The 20,160-nt window shown below is 44.4% G+C and carries 13 protein-coding genes and 2 pseudogenes; 8 read left to right on the plus strand and 7 right to left on the minus strand.

Annotation, left to right across the window (positions count from 1 at the left end):
- Positions 1-28: 28 nt before the first annotated feature.
- A pseudogene (locus BLO31_RS12330) lies at positions 29-1,947 on the plus strand (sensor histidine kinase).
- Between the two features lie 35 nt (positions 1,948-1,982).
- Here BLO31_RS12330 and BLO31_RS12335 read toward each other — a convergent pair.
- On the minus strand, positions 1,983-3,527 hold the full coding sequence (locus BLO31_RS12335; protein WP_070966828.1) for a DUF3369 domain-containing protein: 1,545 nt from the start codon (positions 3,525-3,527) through the stop codon (positions 1,983-1,985).
- Positions 3,528-3,726: 199 nt separating this feature from the next.
- On the opposite strand from BLO31_RS12335, the gene BLO31_RS12340 reads away from it, so the two are divergent.
- Together BLO31_RS12340 and BLO31_RS12345 are read left to right on the plus strand one after the other, a co-directional pair.
- On the plus strand, positions 3,727-5,124 hold the full coding sequence (locus BLO31_RS12340; RefSeq protein ID WP_070966832.1) for an aminotransferase-like domain-containing protein: 1,398 nt from the start codon (positions 3,727-3,729) through the stop codon (positions 5,122-5,124).
- A gap of 88 nt (positions 5,125-5,212) precedes the next feature.
- On the plus strand, positions 5,213-5,413 hold the full coding sequence (locus BLO31_RS12345; protein ID WP_070966835.1) for a hypothetical protein: 201 nt from the start codon (positions 5,213-5,215) through the stop codon (positions 5,411-5,413).
- A 5-nt stretch (positions 5,414-5,418) separates the two neighbouring features.
- Here BLO31_RS12345 and BLO31_RS12350 read toward each other — a convergent pair whose 3' ends face one another.
- Complete coding sequence (locus tag BLO31_RS12350; protein WP_070966838.1) at positions 5,419-7,731, minus strand: methyl-accepting chemotaxis protein; 2,313 nt, start codon at positions 7,729-7,731, stop codon at positions 5,419-5,421.
- Positions 7,732-7,878: 147 nt separating this feature from the next.
- On the minus strand, positions 7,879-8,751 hold the full coding sequence (locus BLO31_RS12355; RefSeq protein ID WP_070966841.1) for an AraC family transcriptional regulator: 873 nt from the start codon (positions 8,749-8,751) through the stop codon (positions 7,879-7,881).
- A gap of 94 nt (positions 8,752-8,845) precedes the next feature.
- Between BLO31_RS12355 and BLO31_RS12360 the strand changes: the two genes are divergently transcribed.
- Positions 8,846-10,231: an MATE family efflux transporter gene (locus tag BLO31_RS12360; protein ID WP_070966844.1), complete on the plus strand. Its 1,386-nt coding sequence runs from the start codon at positions 8,846-8,848 to the stop codon at positions 10,229-10,231.
- A 50-nt stretch (positions 10,232-10,281) separates the two neighbouring features.
- On the opposite strand, the gene BLO31_RS12365 is transcribed toward BLO31_RS12360, so the two are convergent.
- On the minus strand, positions 10,282-11,814 hold the full coding sequence (locus BLO31_RS12365; RefSeq protein ID WP_070966848.1) for a methyl-accepting chemotaxis protein: 1,533 nt from the start codon (positions 11,812-11,814) through the stop codon (positions 10,282-10,284).
- A gap of 906 nt (positions 11,815-12,720) precedes the next feature.
- Between BLO31_RS12365 and pdhA the strand changes: the two genes are divergently transcribed.
- The 3 genes and pseudogenes from pdhA to BLO31_RS12380 all read left to right on the plus strand — a co-directional run bounded on the left by pdhA (position 12,721) and on the right by BLO31_RS12380 (position 15,947).
- A complete protein-coding gene (pdhA, locus tag BLO31_RS12370) occupies positions 12,721-13,848 on the plus strand; it encodes a pyruvate dehydrogenase (acetyl-transferring) E1 component subunit alpha (protein WP_070966851.1) in 1,128 nt (375 codons plus the stop codon).
- Positions 13,841-14,824: an alpha-ketoacid dehydrogenase subunit beta gene (locus tag BLO31_RS12375; RefSeq protein WP_070966854.1), complete on the plus strand. Its 984-nt coding sequence runs from the start codon at positions 13,841-13,843 to the stop codon at positions 14,822-14,824. The genes pdhA and BLO31_RS12375 overlap by 8 nt, the downstream gene beginning before the upstream one ends.
- A pseudogene (locus tag BLO31_RS12380) lies at positions 14,821-15,947 on the plus strand (dihydrolipoamide acetyltransferase family protein). The gene BLO31_RS12375 and the pseudogene BLO31_RS12380 overlap by 4 nt, the downstream one beginning before the upstream one ends.
- Positions 15,948-15,997: 50 nt before the next feature.
- Here BLO31_RS12380 and BLO31_RS12385 read toward each other — a convergent pair.
- Positions 15,998-16,981: an electron transfer flavoprotein subunit alpha/FixB family protein gene (locus tag BLO31_RS12385; protein WP_070966857.1), complete on the minus strand. Its 984-nt coding sequence runs from the start codon at positions 16,979-16,981 to the stop codon at positions 15,998-16,000.
- Positions 16,982-16,991: 10 nt separating this feature from the next.
- Positions 16,992-17,744 carry an electron transfer flavoprotein subunit beta/FixA family protein gene (locus BLO31_RS12390; RefSeq protein ID WP_070966860.1) on the minus strand — a complete coding sequence of 251 codons (753 nt, stop codon included), beginning with the start codon at positions 17,742-17,744 and terminating at the stop codon, positions 16,992-16,994.
- A gap of 173 nt (positions 17,745-17,917) precedes the next feature.
- Between BLO31_RS12390 and BLO31_RS12395 the strand changes: the two genes are divergently transcribed.
- Positions 17,918-19,582, plus strand: coding sequence for an electron transfer flavoprotein-ubiquinone oxidoreductase (locus tag BLO31_RS12395; RefSeq protein WP_070966864.1), 1,665 nt, complete (start codon positions 17,918-17,920; stop codon positions 19,580-19,582).
- Here the strand turns inward: BLO31_RS12395 and BLO31_RS12400 are convergent.
- Positions 19,579-19,998 carry a MarR family winged helix-turn-helix transcriptional regulator gene (locus BLO31_RS12400; RefSeq protein ID WP_070966867.1) on the minus strand — a complete coding sequence of 140 codons (420 nt, stop codon included), beginning with the start codon at positions 19,996-19,998 and terminating at the stop codon, positions 19,579-19,581. The genes BLO31_RS12395 and BLO31_RS12400 overlap by 4 nt on opposite strands.
- Positions 19,999-20,160 lie beyond the last annotated feature (162 nt).

A 20,160-nucleotide genomic window follows, 5' to 3' on the forward strand; every position in this document is an offset into this window, starting at 1 on the left:
TTAAATGACAAAATCATTATCAAGGTCAATGAGTAGATCTCAACAATTCGAAGATAGTCTCAACAATCCCCTGTATAGCTTAATCGGCCGACGCATCATTTTGATCCTGATTTTGCTGAGCGGGGCTTTTACACTGATGATGTCTTTGCTGCAGTTTTACTGGGACTACAAGGCAGAGTTTTCCAGCGTAGACCAACGGCATTATGAAGTCGCAAACATTCACGGTCCCCTTCTGGCTACCTCTATGTGGAGCTTTGATTTAGTTCTGTTACAGCAGCGTCTTGATGGTTTAGTCAACTTGCCAGATATTCAATATTTACAAATTAAGTCGCAACAATACGCTTTTAGCGCGGGGACTGCTGTTGAGGCAATGCCGTTAAAAGCCAATTTCCCTTAGTGGTCACATTGACCAATGAGCAGGTCGAACACGTAGGTACTGTCTTTGTCGAGTCTGATGCCGATGAAATCTATGCTCTATTGTTCAAACAGTTTTTTATTACACTGATACTCAATGCGATAAAAACCACTTTAGTATGTGGATTTATTCTTGTTGTCTTCCACGAGAGTATTAATCGACGAATTTTCCGCATTGCCAAATATTTGCGCGAATTCAATCCCCGTCACCCAGCGAAACCATTAGAGGTCGGTCACAACGTCTGGTTGATGGAGAAAGGGGATGAGCTCGATTGGCTAGGTGAAGAAACCAACAAAATATCGTCTAATGTCCACTTGCTTTATCGCAGCATAAAACAGGAACAAGAACGTTTGTCAGATTTCGCGCACGTCTCCTCTGATTGGCTGTGGGAAACCGATGAGCTGGGAACGCTAAGGTACTGCTCGGATTCCATGGCTTCGGCATTAGATATTGATGTCTTTAGCCACCCGTTGTTACTTGATTTACCCGTTTTTTCAAACGAGAAGATATTTCGAACTCAACTGCTTAAGCAACAAAGCTTTCAGCAAGTGGAAATCCCTATCACCTATGACGGTTTTGAGCACTTTAAAATATTCCAAGGTTACGCTCGATTTGAAAAGAATAAGTTTATGGGGTTTAGAGGAAGCGCTATTGATATCACTGAGATTAAAAACAGCCAAATCGAACTAGAGAACCTCAACCAAGAACTAGAGCGCAAAGTCGCGGAGCGAACCTTAGACTTAAATGAAAAGGTAGAACAACTGACTAGAGCTCAAGAGCAGTTGATCGAATCAGAAAAACTAGCGGCATTAGGTGGGCTTGTGGCAGGAGTCGCCCATGAAGTAAACACGCCACTTGGGATATCAGTCACTGCGACGTCAATACTCAAAGACAGTTTAGACTCTCTTTCCAAACACTTTGACGCAGATACCCTTACCAGTGACCACTTTGCTCGCCAATTGGAATCCATGCATCAAAGCACTGATCTTCTCGAAAACAACTTAAATCGGGCAGCCAAACTCGTTCAAGATTTTAAGCAAACTGCTGTCGACCAAGTATCGGAAGCCAGATGCGAGTTCAATGTTAATCAAGTTCTTTCCGCTTTGATTGCAAGCTTACACCCTGAAACGAGAAAAGTCCCTGTTGCTCCAACCGTTTCCGGAGACCCATCGGTCGTTGTCTACAGCTTACCTGGCGTCCTCACGCAAGTGGTGTCAAACTTGGTGTTAAACAGCGTCAATCACGCGTTTTCCGATGTTCGAAGCCCCAGTATTCAAGTTCATTACTACTTACAAGACGACAACCTAGTGATTGAATATATGGACAATGGCATTGGAGTAAAACAAGAGAATCACAAGCGAATATTTGAACCCTTTTATACGACAAAACGGGGCAAAGGCGGGTCAGGACTAGGACTGAATCTGGTCTTTAACCTTGTCACTCAAAAGCTAGATGGCGAATTAAAATTTGACTCTAAACTTGGGCAAGGAGTGCACTTCACATTAGTACTTCCCTGTCACCTTTCTCAATAGAACCAAGTGCTTTTACCCAGTGTTAAAGCATAGCTCTAATCTGGGTAACGACTTCTAATTTCAACAAACTCATTCCAGTTGTCGACCATCAAGTCAACTAAAACTGGATCAAAGTGCCGACCTTTTTGCGCCAAGATCTCTTGCATGATGTCATCTTCTGCCCACGGCTCTTTGTAACTTCTTTTAGATCCAAGCGCATCGAATACATCGGCTAAAGCCGCGATTCGACCACAGACGGGGATATCTTCCCCTTTAAGTTGATTAGGGTAGCCCGTTCCATCCCACTTTTCGTGATGATAGGCTGCGATTTCCTTTGCGAAGTTGATCAGCTTTCGCTTAGATTGACTAAGTATCTCCACACCAAATTCGACGTGGCGCTGCATGATTTTCCACTCTTCTTCGGTCAGTTTGCCCGGCTTGTGGAGTATTGCGTCTGGAATAGCTACTTTTCCAACATCGTGAAGGGGGGAAGCGTGTTTTAGTAGTTGGGTTTCTTGCTCGCTTAAGCCATACAACTCACCAAGGCGTTCACATATAAGCGACACCCGTTGAACGTGTGCACCTGTCTCTTTGCTTCTCGCTTCTACGGCATTGGCAAGGTTGTATACCAACTCTTTTGACGTCTCTCTTAAGTCATCTAACAAATTAATGTTTTCAAACGTCAATCCTATATTTTGCATGTATATATGCAATAGACTCTGGTCGAGTTCACTAAGCTCTTGATCTAAGTTTACATAGAGCAAATTGTCCACCCCATTGTCATCACCAAAAAACAATACGTAGGCATCACCAAATTGCTCGCTCTTTTTGCGCTGTAAGACTTGTTTACAGCGCTGAGCCACTTGTTCGGGGAACAAGTCCATATCGCACTGGTTTGCAAAGTTCACATAGCCCCCTGTCGCGGCTAACGTTAAAGCGCGACATTGCTCCCCTTGAGGGTTAGGTTGAACCAAACAGTAAAATGCTGACGACTTGAGTTTCAGTAAGGAAGTCATTTGACTCAACACCGACGAGGCATAGGTTTGCAAACTTGATGTGTTTTGGACGTTGGCAGAGGCCTGAATAACTTGGCTTAGCCCCTGTTTTTGCACTTCAATCAACATCAAATCTCGATAGGATCTCAGCATAGAGTAGAGCAGCGTTTTGATCTTTTGCGTTGTTAATTCTGTCTTCTCTTTGTAATCATCAATCTCATAGTCACGGATCACTGTATCCTCAGGCGCACTACCCGCCTGCCCTGTTCTCAAAACAAGCCTAATTAGAGAGTTGTTAAGCTCCTTGCGAATATAGTGAACCAGTTCTAACCCTGCATGCTCAGTTTCCATCACCACATCAATAAGTGCCAGGGCAATATCACTGTTTGTCTTTAAGTGCTCTTTTGCCTCTTTGGCTGACAGCGCCGAGATAAGCTCTAGGGGACGTGACTGAAATTCAAACCCATTTAAAGCCAGTTTGGTGATCTGGTGCATCTGCTGGTCGTCATCCACCAACAACACCTTCCAAGGGTCTGCTGTAAAAACTCTAACAGTATCTACTTGGTCGCTTTGCTTCGGGCTTCTTCTATCCGCAAAAAGTGACATTATCTGCCTCTGTTTGTGTATTACTTTCTATTAATAAGTATTAGCACAATAATCAGAGATATGAGGTTGATGAAGCCCAATAAATGGTATGTGACACTGTGACGTGCTACACACTGTTAAACCTCTGTCGGCAATAGTTCTGTGCTTGCCTGCGACATCTCGGTATTGTTAGAACAAATTCTTATTCAATCCCACTTTTATGCCCAAGTACCAGATAATCGCTAAGCAGTTACAAGACATGATCTTGAACGGTGTTTGGCGAAGCGGAGATAAACTTCCGTCTATTCGCGCAAGCTGTCGTCGTTATGACAGCAGTATTGCCACTGTACTGCAAGCATACCAAATGCTTGAAAGCCAAGGATTGGTTCAGTCTAGACCTCAGTCTGGATACTATGTCACCGCTCAACATGCAGAAGATACCTTGCCCTGTTCAGAAAACTTGGTATCTAAAGAAGTTCGAATTAACGACTTGCTGTTCGACGTACTTCAAAGGGGCAAAGATCCGAAACTGGTACCTTTCGCTTCTGCATTCCCAGATCCCAGTTTATTTCCCCATCGCACTCTTTCGCGTTGCATTGCTAATGCCACAAGAAACATGCCCAGTGATAGTTCAATCGCCAACCTTCCTCCCGGCAGCATAGACCTTCGCCGGTTTATCGCCAGAAGGTATTGTGAGAAGGGGTTGAATGTAACCCCAGATGATATTGTCATCACTAGCGGTGCACTGGAAGCGCTCTCTTTAAGCTTGCAATCTGTTACCAAGCCAGGCGATCTGGTTGCCATTGAATCACCAGCGTTTTACGGTGCGCTTCAAGCCATTGAAAGACTCAACTTGAAAGCGGTAGAGATCCCCACTGACCCTATCGAAGGCATTGATGTTTCCTCGCTATCGGCTGCGCTATCGAGCTTGCCAATTAAAGCCTGTTGGTTGATGACCAACATGCAAAACCCTACCGGATATACGTTATCGACAGAGAAAAAGCTGCAACTCGCTACCATTCTCAATGCACACCAAGTGCCTCTGATCGAAGATGACGTGTATGCCGAGCTTTATTCAGGCACCAATCCTCCACTTCCTATAAAAGCGCTGTCCGCTCAATGTGATTCTTTGCTTTGCGGCTCTTTCTCGAAATCATTGGCCCCCGGATTTCGAGTAGGCTGGGTGGTTGCCAACCAAAGAAGTGAAGAAATCCAACGCGCCCAACTTATGTCCACTTTGTCCAGTGGCGTACCGACTCAATTAGGTATCGTCAATTACCTGACCTACTACAGTTTCGATCACCATTTGCGAAAACTAAGAACTAGCCTAGCAAGGCGCAAGGAACAACATGTAAATTGCTTGCAGAAAGCCTTCGGCGATACGGCGCAAGTCTATTCCGGAGACGGTGGGTACTTTGCTTGGTTGTCTTTACCTAAACAAGTCAATATTCGACAGTTGTATGAAGGCGCTTTAAAGGAAGGTATCTCCATCGCGCCGGGTATTATGTTCAGTAGCGATCAATCGTTTTCTCACCACCTTCGCCTTAATACGTCGTATACATTTGACGAAAATATATCTAAGGCCATTGGTAAATTAGCAAAGCTGGCAAATAATTAACTGTTCTATTTTTTATACGTTCAACTGTTCTATCTCTGTTATCTAAAACTATGGTTCAATAACCCTGTATTAAAGATGGAGCAATAGAATGAAACCAATGTCAGTACGCTCACAAATGACCCTTATGGTACTCGCTATCGTATGCGCATTACTCTTAGTGCTGGGACACCTGATCTTAGCTAAAAGCTTTGCGCATATGGCATGGACAGAATGGACGGCCGCCGTCATTCCGTTTGTTTTGGCGGCCATCTGCTACTTTTCGATCCGTTTTGCCAGTCGAGCAGAATAGGATTATTAGTATTTAAACTGATCGACTTCTCTGTTCAGTTGCTTAGATTGAGCAGAGAGCTGTTGTAATACCGAATCCACATCGTTCACCTGAGAAGAGACTGAGGCAGACGCATCGGCTATCGATGTTATGTTTCCGCTTATCTCATCGGTAACAGCTTTCTGCTCTTCCGTTGCTGCGGCGATTTGAATGTTCATTTCATTCAACTCATCCAGCATACCGACAATTTGATTTAGTTTTTCCGTGTTCCTTTCACACGATTCAACCCCAGTGACTACCGTAGCGTTGGCGTGCTCGATACTTTGCGATACGTCACTGGTTTCTTTTTGCAATGCATCTATTTTATTGCGAATTTCTTCCGTTGATTGCTGAGTTCTTCCAGCTAGGTTTCTAACTTCATCAGCTACTACAGCAAAGCCACGTCCTTGTTCCCCAGCGCGTGCCGCCTCAATGGCAGCGTTTAAGGCAAGTAGATTGGTCTGTTCTGCGATACCCTGAATCACATCTAGCACTTCTGCGATAGATTGACTTTCCGTGCTCAAGCGTTTGATGGCATCAACAGCGGTTTGCATCTCTTCACTCAGTTGACCAATTTCGTTCCCCAAGTCATTACCGACCGTCACCCCTTCTTTGCCTGCTTCATTGGCCATTTTCACATAGTCAGCGGCGCGGGTAGCAAACTGCGCAACTTCCGCAATAGAGGCGCTCATCTCATTCACTGCCGTTGCAACAGACTCTGAGCGGTGGCTTTGGTCATCGACCGCCACTCGCGTTGTATTCATATTGTTTGACATTGAAGAAGTGTCGGAATTCAGATTGTGTGTTGCTTCTCCAAACTGACTAATAATATTTTGTAAGTGTGCAAACAGTTGATTAAGAGAAACCGCCAGCATAGTCACTTCATCTTTACCGTCTTCTGCTAATCTTTGGGTCAAATCGTTGTGACTACTAATTGATTGAATTTTTTGGCTCGCCGTTCTAATCGGCTTAGCAATACCATTACCAACAAGATATGAGAGCACTATAGCGGCAATCACAACCACTACGATACAAACCAAAACCGTCACTATGATTGAACTGATAAGAGTAGACATTTCCGCCAGAGCTTCGTCTTTGTCAATTTCCGTTAGGATGCCCCATTTCAGTCCTGCTGCATCGATGGGCGCGTACGCAGAAAGCACTTCTTTGCCTCTGTAGTCGACAACCACTTCTACTCCCGTTTGGTTGCTCAATGCACTGTTTGCGGTGGAGCTGTCTATTTTTTGTCGACCTATCGCAGAACCCTTACCCTTGATTTGCGCGAGGACACTTTGACTTACTCCGGCGTCAGATAAGAGTTCAAAATAACTGTCTGGATCTTCAATTAAAAACCTTGATTGGCTGCGCAGCAGTTGATCTGGGCCAATCAAGTACGTTTCTCCAGACTCACCGAGGCCCGAATCCGCCCATTTTTGATTAAAGGTCATGATGTTATTGATTTCATCCACCGGCATTTGGAAAACGACTACACCGATGGTTTTCCCATCTTTTTCTATTGGCGTGCCAATAAAAGAAGCGGCCGCTTCATAAGAAGGCAAATAGGGATAAAAATCCTCTAGGTGGTATTCGCCCCCTCCTTTGCTTAGTGCACCTTTATATGCCGTTGCTAAGCCACTTGAACGATAGGGACCAGAATTTAGATTGGTTGCGTAGTCCAACTCTTTAAACACGGAATAAACCACATTGCCATCTAAATCGATGAGGAAAATATCGTAGTAGCCAAACTCTTCCAAGAAGCCCTTAATACTGGGGTGATATTTTTGGTGAACTTGGTCGTAACCCGTGCCTAGATCGTCAGCCAATAGTTCGTGCTTACTGCCAAGGGGGTGAGAATTGACGCCAATATACCGACTTTGCAACGCCTTGGCCTTTGCGCTGAGGTTGTTGAAAATATCTAACTCGTTGGCCGATTGACCATTATTGGCATCGAGGTAGGTTTTACCAAACTGGCTTTGGTAGTACTGTTTTAATTTGCCGTGGTCGTTAGCCGTAACCCTGTTAGTTGGGTATCGGTTGTACTCCTGCGTGAATGCCGCCATTGCATCCTGCGTAGAAACACTATTTGCCGTGGTCAGCAGTTGGCCTTTAATCTGTTGGAAATAGCTTTCAATTTCACTCTTTTTAATTGTTTCTACTGAAATCAGTTGATCGGAAGCTCTCTTAAACAACGCCTCCTCGGTTAATTGCTTCGCTTTCCAACCGAGAAATGTACCAGTCGCAATAACGGCAAGGCTACAAAGCAGTGTGCTTGCCAATACAATTTTTGAAGCTATTTTCATCGTCCTACCTTTTCGACGCTTCCCAAATATGCGTCGCCTATTTATCCATGTATAGGTGATAAGCCAACTAGCTGTTTGTTACTATTTATTAGAAGTTTTATTAAACTTTATATTTAAAGTTTATAGCCGAACTCCACTTTGTCCAGATTAAGCATCATCACGCACATCTGAGTATAGATTTATTCTGTTAACAGTACGATATTCTTTTGGGGTAGAACCGCTCCAAGTTTTAAAGCGCGCCGCAAAATTTGCAGGGATTGGGTAGCCGACAATTTCTCCAATGTGCTGTATTGGCCACTCGGTAGAGGTTAGCAGTCTAGATGCATACTCCATGCGCATTCGCGTCAAATGCTGTTTAGGGCTATGACCAAAATTTGCTAAGCACAACCGATGAAAGTGCGGAGCTGAACAAGGATAGAGTGCCGAAAGTTGCTCTACATCCCACTCTTTGTGAAGGTGACACTGTACATGGTCAAAAACCCTCTTTAACTTCAGAGCCTTATCACTGAGTTTCTTTTCATTGACCTTACTAAGTAACAACTTCATTTGCTCTATTGCACTAAGACAAATAGCAACACTCACTTCTGCTGTTAGACTCCGCGACCTCAGCAATAGTAAAATAACCGCATACATGGCTTCTGAAACACTGGTTAGCCTGTAGTAAACGTGTTTAGGGTAAGTGCACCCAATTTCTGATTGAGGGTTAATAAACAACCAAGAGATTTGCCACTCCTCTTCATATATGTGAAAGCAATATTCAATATCGGGTGGGATAACTGCAACGCTTCCCTCTTCAAGGATCCAACTCCGCCCTTCTGCATGGAGCTTCCCCTTCCCTTTTACAGTGTAAAGCAAAAGAATACAGTTATACCCTTTACGCGCTACGGTAAAGCTCTCTCGGCAATGGGCAATTCCAGTTTGCAAAATTCCAGCATCTTCCATCGCCAAAATTTGATCATGGCTGATAAACTCATGATGGGTTTTTTCCGAAATGTTAAGGCTCTGCTGCTTTTCGTGCATTTGATAGTTTCGCAATACTTTTTGATGTTTTTAGAACATACATAACTTTGATTGTTCTTTACAATTTTTACAGTTTGATAAGAGGAGTTATGCGATGACAAACACACTACGTCACCTCGACAGAGATTTTTGGTCTAAATTGGTCTCTATTGGATTCCCAGTGTCTTTGCAGTCAGCGATGTTCTCTCTTTTGGGTGTTGTCGATATATTTATGGTGGGGCAGTTAGGCGAAGCTGCCACTGCCGCTGTCGGGGTTGGAAATCGAGTCTTCTTTTTCAATCTCGTGGTTATTTTCGGAGTAAGCAGTGCGGTTAGCGTGCTAGCTTCTCAATATTATGGTGCAAAAAACAACACTGGAATTCGCGTAACATTAGCACAGTCGTGGATAGCAGCCTTACTCGTTACCACTCCATTTTGCATACTCTATCTAGTCGCCCCCCAAAGCGTGGTCTCACTTGCCTCAGACGATGTGCAATATCTGCCTCTAGCTTCTGAATATCTGCTATTAACTGGTGCAAGTCTTTTTCTTACGGTTGCCGTCGTACCGCTTGAAAGTACCCTACGTGCCGTGGGTATTGCCAAGATGCCCACTTATGTAAGCTTGGTCACCATAGTCGTCAACGTTATTTTAAATGCGTTACTCATATTTGGCATGTTTGGCTTCCCAGAGCTTGGCGTAGCTGGAGCGGCGATTGGTACTAGCCTATCTAGACTGTTTCAAACCATTACCTTGTTCTACATCGCTCGTAAAAATCAGCTATGGCTGTTTCCCACGTTAAGTGACTTAGAATTAGGGCGCAAAGTAGCAAACCTTAAACGCTACATTAAAATCGCCGCCCCAATGTGTCTACAAACCACCTTTTGGGGCGCAGGAACAATGATGTATAACATTATTATTGGTCAGCTTGGCGTCACTTCACTGGCAACTATCTCTTTGCTCTTGCCTATCGAAGGTGTCCTTATCTCAGCCTTTCTCGGTTTTTCCGTGGCAGCTTCAATTATCTTAGGTAATGAAATTGGTGCAAAACAGTATCAAAGAGTTGAACAAACCGCTTGGTGGTACGTCATTATAAGCACAGGTTTGGCCGCTATTTTGGCCGTATTTGTACTGGCAAGTACCCCCTATATCGAATACTTGCTTTCAAAGTCAACTCTGACCGATTTAGATACCGCTCTCAATGTTTGCGTCATCATGGCATTTGGGCTGGTGCTGAAAGTTTTTAATATGGTAGGAATAGGTGGGGTATTAAAAAGTGGTGGCGATATCAATTACACCATTTTTATCGACCTGTTTGGTCAATGGGGAGTCGGTATTCCACTTGCCTATTACACAGGATTAATACTGGGATGGCCACTTGATTGGGTTTTGAGTGTCATGCTACTTGATGAAGCAGTCAAAGTCGTGTTACTCACCCAAAGAATCCAATCTAAAAAATGGATTAATAACCTAGTTGAAGATAGCGAAATTATTAACGCGTAACAGAACTCACACCGGGGACGTTGAGCAAACCCAGTTCTTCGTCCCCGACTCTATTTCACCCCAAACGTTTTGCCTAACCCGGCTAACGAATCGATCTTATCTGTAATTTCTCCACTCTCATCACTGACTATATCTGCTTGCTTGGCATTGTCTTGTGAAGAATCATTAATATTCACTATGTTTCGGCTTATTTCGTGTGATACTAGGCTTTGTTCTTCCGCTGCGCTGGAAATCTGCATCGCTAAACCAGAAATATCATCAATGTGCTCGGTAACGCGATTGACAGCTTCTTGAGAACTCTGCGCTTGTTCTACACAATTCTCTACCGCCGTCATTTCTTTTGTCATGGCTTCAACCCATGATTTTAGAGTGGTTTGAATTTCACTAATCGAAGTTTGAATTTGCTCAGTTGCATCGTTTGTACGACTCGATAACTGTCTCACCTCATCGGCAACCACCGCAAACCCTCTTCCGTGCTCACCCGCCCTCGCCGCTTCAATTGCAGCATTTAGTGCCAGTAAATTGGTTTGCTCAGCGATCCCTTTGATTTCATCCATGATCCCACCGATCTTTTCGGCTTCCTCGGTCAACTCACCTGCCGATTGAGATGATTGTTCAATTTCAGTCGAAAGTTCCTGAATAGTCTGCATCGTTTGCTGCATTAATTTGTTTGCATCGTCGCACTCTTTATTCGCTTGAGCGACTCGTTGCGAAGTGGTTGTCGTACTTTGTGCAACTTCGTCAATCGTTGAAACCATTTCTCCTACCGCTGTAGAGACTTGAATAAGCTCTGCTGCTTCTTTCTCGACGCCTTGCTTGGTGGAACTCGCCGCCCCTTTGAGACTGTTAGCACTGGTTTGTAAGTCCGTGCAACTGTCAGTGATTCTTCCCACTATAGTTCTCAGCTTGCCCTGTTGAATTTTTAAATGAAAATCTGCATGGCTGTAGGGTTCGTGTCCACTGTACACAAACCTAGATACACTATCGTAGTCAGAAGCTAATTTTGCATAAAAACCGGGCGCTTTCAGCAGCTCCGAATAAAACATGAGAAACGGCAATAAAGGTAGGCCAAGTGCCAACCAAGAGTAGTAAAATGTCCCGACAATTAATGCGATACTCAGTATTGCAAAGACGATAAGTCTGCGACTAAATGCTGAGAAAATAGGAACAATACGCTTGCCAGAATTGACCTTTTTATACAGCTCTGAGGCTTGTGATTTGATATTAGCATCGAGTGGAAGACGGACCGATTGGTAGCCAATGACTTTCCCTTGTTTAAAAATCGGAGTAACAAAAGCATCAACCCAATAGTAACGACCGTCTTTGCATCGATTTTTTACCGCTCCTCGCCATGAATGTCCCGCTTGAAGGTTTGACCAAAGGTCTTTAAAGGCCGCTTTTGGCATATCGGGATGGCGAACCAAGTTGTGATTTTTTCCAACCAACTCTTCGAGCAGAAAGCCAGATACTCTCGAAAAGGCTGGATTGGCGTATGTTATCACTCCACGTAAATCGGTAGTAGAAACTAGCTCTTCCTCGAATAGAACTTCTTCGTCAATAATGGTTTGATTTCGTCTTCCCATTTTGTTTCCTTAGGTCCCACATACGGACTCGCTATTTGGGTAAGAACAGCAATGACAACACAACAATACTTTTCATAAATTAGTATAGATTAGCGTTTGTTAAAGTTGTAAATCGCGATCAGCAAAAAAGTGGTAATTTCCAACAATTTACCCATTGACGAACTTGAGAGTGACGAAGTGGAGAGAAGCTGTATGTGATAGCTCATTAATAACGAGTTTAGTTATCATTATTAATGATTCAAAAAACCTAAACCATACATATAATATTAATGTGCATTTTCAAATGGTTAGCCAACCAGTCACCACAAGCTACTCACTTTTGCGCTTCACATAATACAAAAACCACCTATGACTTTCGTTGTTTCTGTTTTTTTTGACGATAATTCATAAAGATATTGAGAAGAGAGACAGAAACTAACGGCCTATGGCGAATGTTATGCTAAATCCATATTTATCTGCCTCTCATTGTCAAACCCTAGACTCATCTCACCTAATTTCTGACAGTGTTATCGCTTTGGCAGGTGAAGAATAAAACTCAAAATTGAGCCATCGCATCCAGTTAAAAGCATACAGATTTAACATTTATCACCAGCTAACCACCTTTGACCTTTGGCGTATAGATCATTTCTACCTTGATGTTTTAATGGCATTTAATTCACTTTTTTATTTCGAGTGTAAGCAAAACTTTACTGTTTAATCAACCGGCAAATTAACACGTTATTTACATTGTTATTACACTTAAACCACTGGTGATGCCAAAGTTCTGTTTCGTTATCAGGGATATTTGCAGTAGAAGTCAATTATACGGCTCAAGACAGCGACAACTAGACGTCATCGATAATGAATTCGGTATTTCCATAGTCAGACAGTGACCGTAATCATTTGCGGTGCGATTAGGAGATCAGTATGAATGTACAATCTTTACCTATGGTCCGCTATGTCGACCACCTTGGCAAATTGACTCGCCCTTTACCTGATTGGGCTACCCCAGAGATGCTAATTGGATTTTATAAAGACATGGCGTTAACCCGCGCTTATGACCACAAAGCGGTCGCACTGCAACGGACAGGCAAACTAGGTACCTATCCTTCACATCTTGGTGCAGAAGCCGTTGGAATAGCTGTTGGGTACGCCTTATCACACCATGACGTTTTTATTCCTTACTATCGCGACATGCCCGCCATGTGGGTGAGAGGTATCGCAATGGAAAAAAACCTTCAATACTGGGGGGGAGACGAAAGAGGTAGCCATTTTTCAATCCAACCCAATCAATCAGCCAAAATTCAGGTTGCGCCCTCTCCAGATGAAAAGTGTCGCGACCTCCCTTTTTGTGTCCCCATTGCTACCCAATGTACTCATGCCGTCGGCGTTGCTTCTGCGTTAAAAATTGAAGGTGACCATCACGCAGCTCTAGTGACATGTGGTGATGGCGCAACCTCTAAGGGGGATTTTTTAGAATCCATAAACTGTGCAGGGGCATGGAACCTACCATTGGTGTTTGTCGTAAACAACAATCAATGGGCGATTTCCGTACCTCGCTCTCTACAGTGCGCCGCCGATTTTCTCTCTGAAAAGGCAAAAGGGGCTGGTATTTCTGGTGTTACTGTCGATGGCAATGATGTTGTTGCAATGTACCAAGCAGTAACCACAGCCCTAGATCAAGCACGCAAAGGAAAGGGCCCCACATTAATCGAAGCGGTGAGCTATCGACTTAGTGACCATACAACCGCAGACGATGCAACTCGCTACAGAAAACAAGACGAACTCGATACTGCGTGGCAATACGAACCCATTTCACGACTAAAACAGTATCTGCAGGACCAAAAACTATGGGATGAAAGCCAAGAACAAGATTGGTCACAAGAGTGCAAAGCAATCATCGAAACAGCGGTGGAAAACTACCTATCCCTAGTTCCAGAACCCCCAGAATCCGGATTCGACTACCTTTATGAATCCTTAACTCCAGATTTGCGCAAACAGCGCGACTATATCATTGGCAAGTCGCTCCGTACTCAAGGAGGCAAACATGGCTGAACTCACTTTAGTTGAAGCGGTGAACCTCGCACTTCATTACGAAATGGAAAAGGACGAGAAAGTCATTGTTATTGGCGAAGACGTTGGTGATAACGGCGGCGTGTTTAGAGCAACTGTAGGTTTAAAGGACAAATTTGGATTGCGCAGAGTCATCGACTCACCGCTGGCAGAAGCGCTTATTGGCGGCGTTTCAGTTGGCATGGCTACTCAAGGGCTTAAACCTGTCGCTGAATTTCAGTTCCAAGGTTTTGTGTTCCCAGCGCTTGAGCACTTGATTTGTCACGCAGCAAGAATGCGAAATCGGACCCGAGGAAGATTGACCTGTCAGGCAGTATTTCGAGCGCCTTTCGGCGGTGGTATCCATGCACCAGAGCATCATTCAGAAAGTGTTGAGGCCCTTTTTGCCCATATACCGGGCTTTAAAGTGGTCATTCCCTCCTCTCCTCAGCGGGCATACGGCTTTTTACTCGCAGCCATAAGAAGTCCTGATCCCGTGATGTTTTTTGAACCCAAGAGAATTTATCGCACTGTTAAATCAAACGTAGACGACAATGGCCAAGCCTTACCATTAGATACCTGTTATACGTTAAGAAAAGGGCGAGACTTAACGCTTGTGACTTGGGGAGCTTGTGTCGTTGAATCCCTGCAGGCTGCAAACACCCTTTCCAAACAAGGAATAGAAACTGAAGTCATTGACCTTGCGAGTATCAAACCCATTGATATGGCGACAATTTTAAAGTCAATTCAAAAAACAGGGCGTCTTCTTGTCGTGCACGAAGCAAGTAAAAATTGCGGTGTAGGATCAGAAATTCTTGCACGCGTATGTGAAGAAGCGATGTGCCTTCTAAAAGCGCCGCCCAAACGTTTGACGGGAATGGATACCATAATGCCCTACTATCGAAACGAAGACCTGTTTCTAATTCAAGAACAAGACATTGTTCTACAAGTAAAAGACATGATGGAGGGCTGGCTATGAATGCATTCGCACTTCCCGATTTAGGAGAGGGTTTAGCTGAGTCAGAAATTATTAAATGGCACGTCAATGTCGGTGATGCTGTTGAGATAGACCAAATCGTATTGACCGTAGAAACCGCTAAAGCCGTCGTCGAGGTTCCCGCCCCTTGTACTGGAGTGATCATTAGCCGGCACGGCGAGGTAGGCGACGTGTTAGGCGTGGGTAGTTTACTATTGGAAATTGATGACCACACAAACCAAGCTGAAGCCGTCAACAAGTCTGATGCAGCAACAGTTGTCGGTAATGTGGCGGCTCAAAGTTGTGATGTGGATGTCGACCAATTTTGGGTGGGAAACGACAATGAAATCGATGAGTCTCTCATCAGCGCCCTTCCATCGGCTCGTTTACTAGCGCAAAAATTGGGGGTAGACCTTGGCAAAGTACGCGGTTCTGGGCCTGATGGGACAATCCTTGATGCAGACATCTATCGGGAGTGCGACAAGCAAAAACCGGGGACAGAAGTACTAAAAGGCGCTCGGAGAACTATGGTTGCGTCCATGGCGGAGTCTCACAAACACGTTGCCGCCGTTACCATCACCGAAGAGGCAGATATCACTGACTGGTTTGGAACTCAGGACATATCAAGCCGATTGATTGAGGCCATCGTATACGCCTGCCAGGAAGAACCAGCGCTGAACGCGTGGTTTGACGCGCAAACCATGACGCGCTGTGTACACTCTCATGTGAATATAGCATAGCCGTTGACAGCTCACACGGCCTTTACGTTCCCGTGCTTCGAGCTGCGGACGAATACTCATCCGAACAGATTAGAAAGTGGCTCGACAAAACCATTCTAGGGATACGCGAAAGAAAGATAGGCCGCGAGCAACTTCAACATGCCACCATTACCTTATCTAACTTTGGTGCGATTGCTGGTTTGTTCGCTACGCCTGTTGTAACACCGCCACAAGTAGCCATAGTCGGTGCGGGTAGAATAATGGACAAAGTTCAGATTCGAGAAGGCCAAGTGGTTGCAATCAAATCATTACCACTTTCGATAACATTTGATCACCGTGCCTGTACTGGCGGGGAAGCGGCTAGGTTTGTAAAAGCGCTCAGTATGCACCTGCAAAACAAGCGGTAGCACAGCATTAAAAAGGGGCTTATGCCCCTTTTGTTAATTATCGATATCCGTTAACTGTTTATCTCAGGGATCGCCTCTATCAGTTTAGGCATGATATCGAACAGGTCTCCAACCAAACCATAGTCTGCAAGTTCAAATATTGGAGCATCTGGATCACTGTTTATCGCCACGATGACACCTGAGTCTTTCATTCCCGCTAAATGTTGAATTGCACCAGAAATTCCCACTGCAATATAGAGCTCAGGGGAAACCACTTTACCAGTCTGCCCGACTTGATAGTCGTTGGAAATGTAGCCTGCATCTACCGCAGCCCTAGACGCACCCACGGCACCTCCCAGTTTATCTGCCAACTTCTCCACCAAGTTAAACTGCTCTTTACTGCCTAATCCACGCCCACCTGAAACAACCACTTTTGCCGTAATTAAATCAGGCCGTTCAGAAATGCTTGCTTGTTTGGTGACTTGCCTTGTCATAGATGACTCATATACACATTCAAGCACCTTAACTGGGCACTGCTCTTGTTCGGTTAACGAAACAAAGCTAGTCGAGCGAACTGTAAACACTTGATGCTTATCTTCACTTGTAACTTTTTCAAGCGCATTTCCCGCGTATATGGGCCGTACATAGGTATTCTTATCCAAAATTTGTAAAACATCGGATATCTGCCCCACGTCGAGCAAGGCTGCAACTCTGGGCAGTAGGTCTTTTCCAAAGGTCGTAGAACAGCAAAGTACATGGCTATAATTTCTCGCCACATCAACAACAACTTTAGACACATTTTCTGCAAGCTGCATGCCATACTGGGGGCTGTTTACCTGTATAACTTCATCAACACCTCGTATTTTCGAGGCTTGCACGGCGACGGTATCTTCCAACTCAGTGCCAGTATCGTCATTGTATCCAATCACGAGAACACTGACTTCTATGTCTTTATCGATAGTCAACGCTGCTGAAACGGCTTTTTGTGTGTGATTAAACAAAGTGTGGTTATCGTGCTCTGCAATAACCAAAGCTCTAGGTTTGGTGGTTTCCATCACTTGCTCCTTAGCTAAACAGCTCTGAGCGACTTTTCAGCGCTTCTACCAGTTGGTCAACACTCTCAACTTTCACCCCTCCACTCCTTTGTGGTGGTGGTATGACTTCAAGTACCCTTTGTGATTGTGTTATCACCACTTTAAGGTCTTCAGGCGTAAGAGTATCGAGAGGTTTGCTTTTCGCTTTCATAATGTTTGGCAATGTTGGATAGCGCGGCTCGTTTAACCTCAGATCGGTGCTAACGACCGCAGGTAGTTCTATCGCCAACTCTTCTAACCCATCATCCACTTCTCTTGTCACTTTCGCCCAGCCGTCTGAAACTGCAAGGTTTGAAGCAAACGTTGCTTGTGGTCGATTCATTAGTGCCGCCAACATTTGTGCAGTCTGATTATTGTCGCTATCAATAGATTGCTTACCCATTAATATCAATTGTGCTTTTTCTCTATCATTCACTGCTTTTAAGAGTTTGGCGATATTTAGCGGCTCAAGTTTTAAATCACATTCAATGTGAATTGCTCTGTCAGCCCCAAGTGCTAGAGCTGTTCGCAGTTGTTCCTGTACTTCTAACGACCCTATACTTACAACAACGATTTCTTGTGCTATGTTCCGCTCTTTGAGTCTTATCGCTTCTTCTAGTGCAATTTCGCAAAACGGGTTAATCACCATCTTCATGTTTTGCTGAACAACATCAGTGTTATCCTTATTAATCCTTACTTTTGAGTAAGGGTCTATCACGCGTTTAATGGAAACTAATATTTTCATTGTCCCCTCCCCTTTACGCACCTACGGCACACAATCACTGCTTAACCTTTCGTTAAGTCAATGAACAGGTCGTATAAACACTTAACATATATAGTTTGAGACTAGCTTAGTTTACGTTTACGTCAACTGGACTATATTTATAGTTATCCTTATCAGTAAAAGCAGGTGTACAGATGAAACGGGAACGTATGGAGTTCGACGTAGTAGTTGTAGGAGCCGGACCTGCGGGGCTAACAGCGGCGATAAAGCTCGCACAGTTGTCAAAGGAGCACCAACTTTCGCTGTCGATATGCGTCCTCGATAAGGCCAGTGAAATTGGTGGACACATCGTTTCTGGATCATTGGTAGAGTCTAGAGCTCTTGACGAGTTACTACCTAACTGGCACCAAGCCGATGCCGTTAACGCAGTACACGCCAACACCGAAGCCTTGGTCTATTTACACAACCAAAATCGCTGCACTGCAGTTCCCAACTGTTTTACCCCCCCCTCGCTTAAAAACCCAAATAGTTATTTGCTCAGCTTGTCATCATTGTGTCGCTGGTTGGGTGAACAAGCCGAATCGTTGGGCGTCAATGTGTTTGCGGGTTTCGCTGCACAAGACTTGTTATGGGGAGAATCTCAAAGAGTCGACGGCATAATCACCAAAGATATTGGCGTTAATGAAAAAGGCGAGCACAAGCCCAACTTTCAAGCGGGACTTGAACTAGCAGCCAAATACACCATTTTTTCAGAAGGTTGTCGTGGGCACTTGGGCAAAAAGCTCATTGAACACTTTGCGCTAGACAAGGGGTGTACCGCTCAGCATTATGCGCTGGGAATCAAGGAGGTGTGGCAGCTACCTGAAGACGCTACAGAGTTTAACGAGGGTTCAATCTTACACACCATCGGTTGGCCTTTAAATGAAAGTGGCACAACTGGCGGTGGCTTTCTCTACCATATGGCTAATCACCAAGTTAGCTTAGGCTTAATCGTCGATCTTAGTTACCACAACACCTATTTAGACCCATTTATGGAGTTCCAAAAATTCAAACACCACCCCATTATTGCCAGACTTTTATCTCAAGGGGAGAGAATTGCCTTTGGGGCAAGAGCCATTACAAAAGGAGGCCTTTATTCTTTACCCAAACAGAGCTTCCCCGGAGGTGTGGTTGTAGGATGTGATGCAGGGACACTTAACCCCGCCAAAATTAAAGGTGTACACTGTGCAATCAAATCGGCCTGTTTGGCAGCAGAATCTATCGTAGAAGCACTAAAGAGCGACGAACAATGCGATACGCCCGATTACGATAAGCACTTTAAGAACTCGTGGCTTTACCGCGAATTGAAACAAAGCCAGAACTTTACTGGCACCATCCACAAATTTGGAACATTATTTGGCGGAGCACTCAACTTTGCAGAGCAGCGTCTGCTCCCACTGTTACCTAACGGAGAACCTATTTGGTCAATAAAGGCCCCGAAAGCAGATTACTTACACCTTCGCGGGAAAGATCGTTGTCACCCGATCCACTATGGAAAGCCCGATGGTGTGCTCTCATTCGACAGGCCTTCATCGCTTTACCTTTCCGCCACCCAGCACGTCGAGGACCAACCCAATCATTTACACTTAACAGATCATCAATTGCCTATATCCACACACCTTTCATTTTTTGATGAACCCAGCCAACGCTATTGTCCCGCAGGGGTTTATGAAGTAATAGATAAGGATAATAACCCTCGCTTTCAGATTAATTCCGCCAATTGCCTTCATTGTAAAACCTGCGATATTAAAGACCCTTCACAAAATATCGAGTGGACACCCCCAGAGAGTGGCGGTGGTCCAAACTATCGCAATACTTAAGCTTTGATCTTGTTTAGCAGGGCTTCTAGCTGGATCAGTTCATCGTCACTAAATAGGTTTAAGATCGCTTCGCACCCATAGTTAACTGATACTAGAGCGTCTTGATATAGCTCTTTTCCGACTGGTGTCAGTGCCACCATACTTTGTCTAGCATCCCGTGGATTCTCCACTTTTTCCACTACTCGGTGTTTGATCATTGGATTCAAAAGGCGCGTTACACCAGAGGCGGTAAGTCCTACGGATTCAGCAAGAACAATTCGGCTTAGTACTCCAGCAGTCGAACTAGCGATTTGATGCATGATCGAAAACTCGGTAAAGCTCAGTCCATGCGGCATAAGGCATGAGTCCATTTTTTTGTTAATTGTCGTACTCATTAAAGACTGGCTTAAAATAAGCTCTGTAGCACTTTTTTTCATTATTAAACTCCACATATACTTGACTGATCAAGTATATGTGCTTCTTTTCGATTATTCAAATAATTGTGTGATAACAAATAAAAGACAGGTTTCTGAACGAAGTTACTTAGGTGGTAAAAGTGAGGGATAGAGTGATGTTACTAATATAAAGCCGTTCCTTAG

Source organism: Vibrio sonorensis, assembly GCF_001854765.1.
In the GTDB taxonomy this organism is placed as follows: Bacteria; Pseudomonadota; Gammaproteobacteria; order Enterobacterales; family Vibrionaceae; genus Vibrio; species Vibrio sonorensis.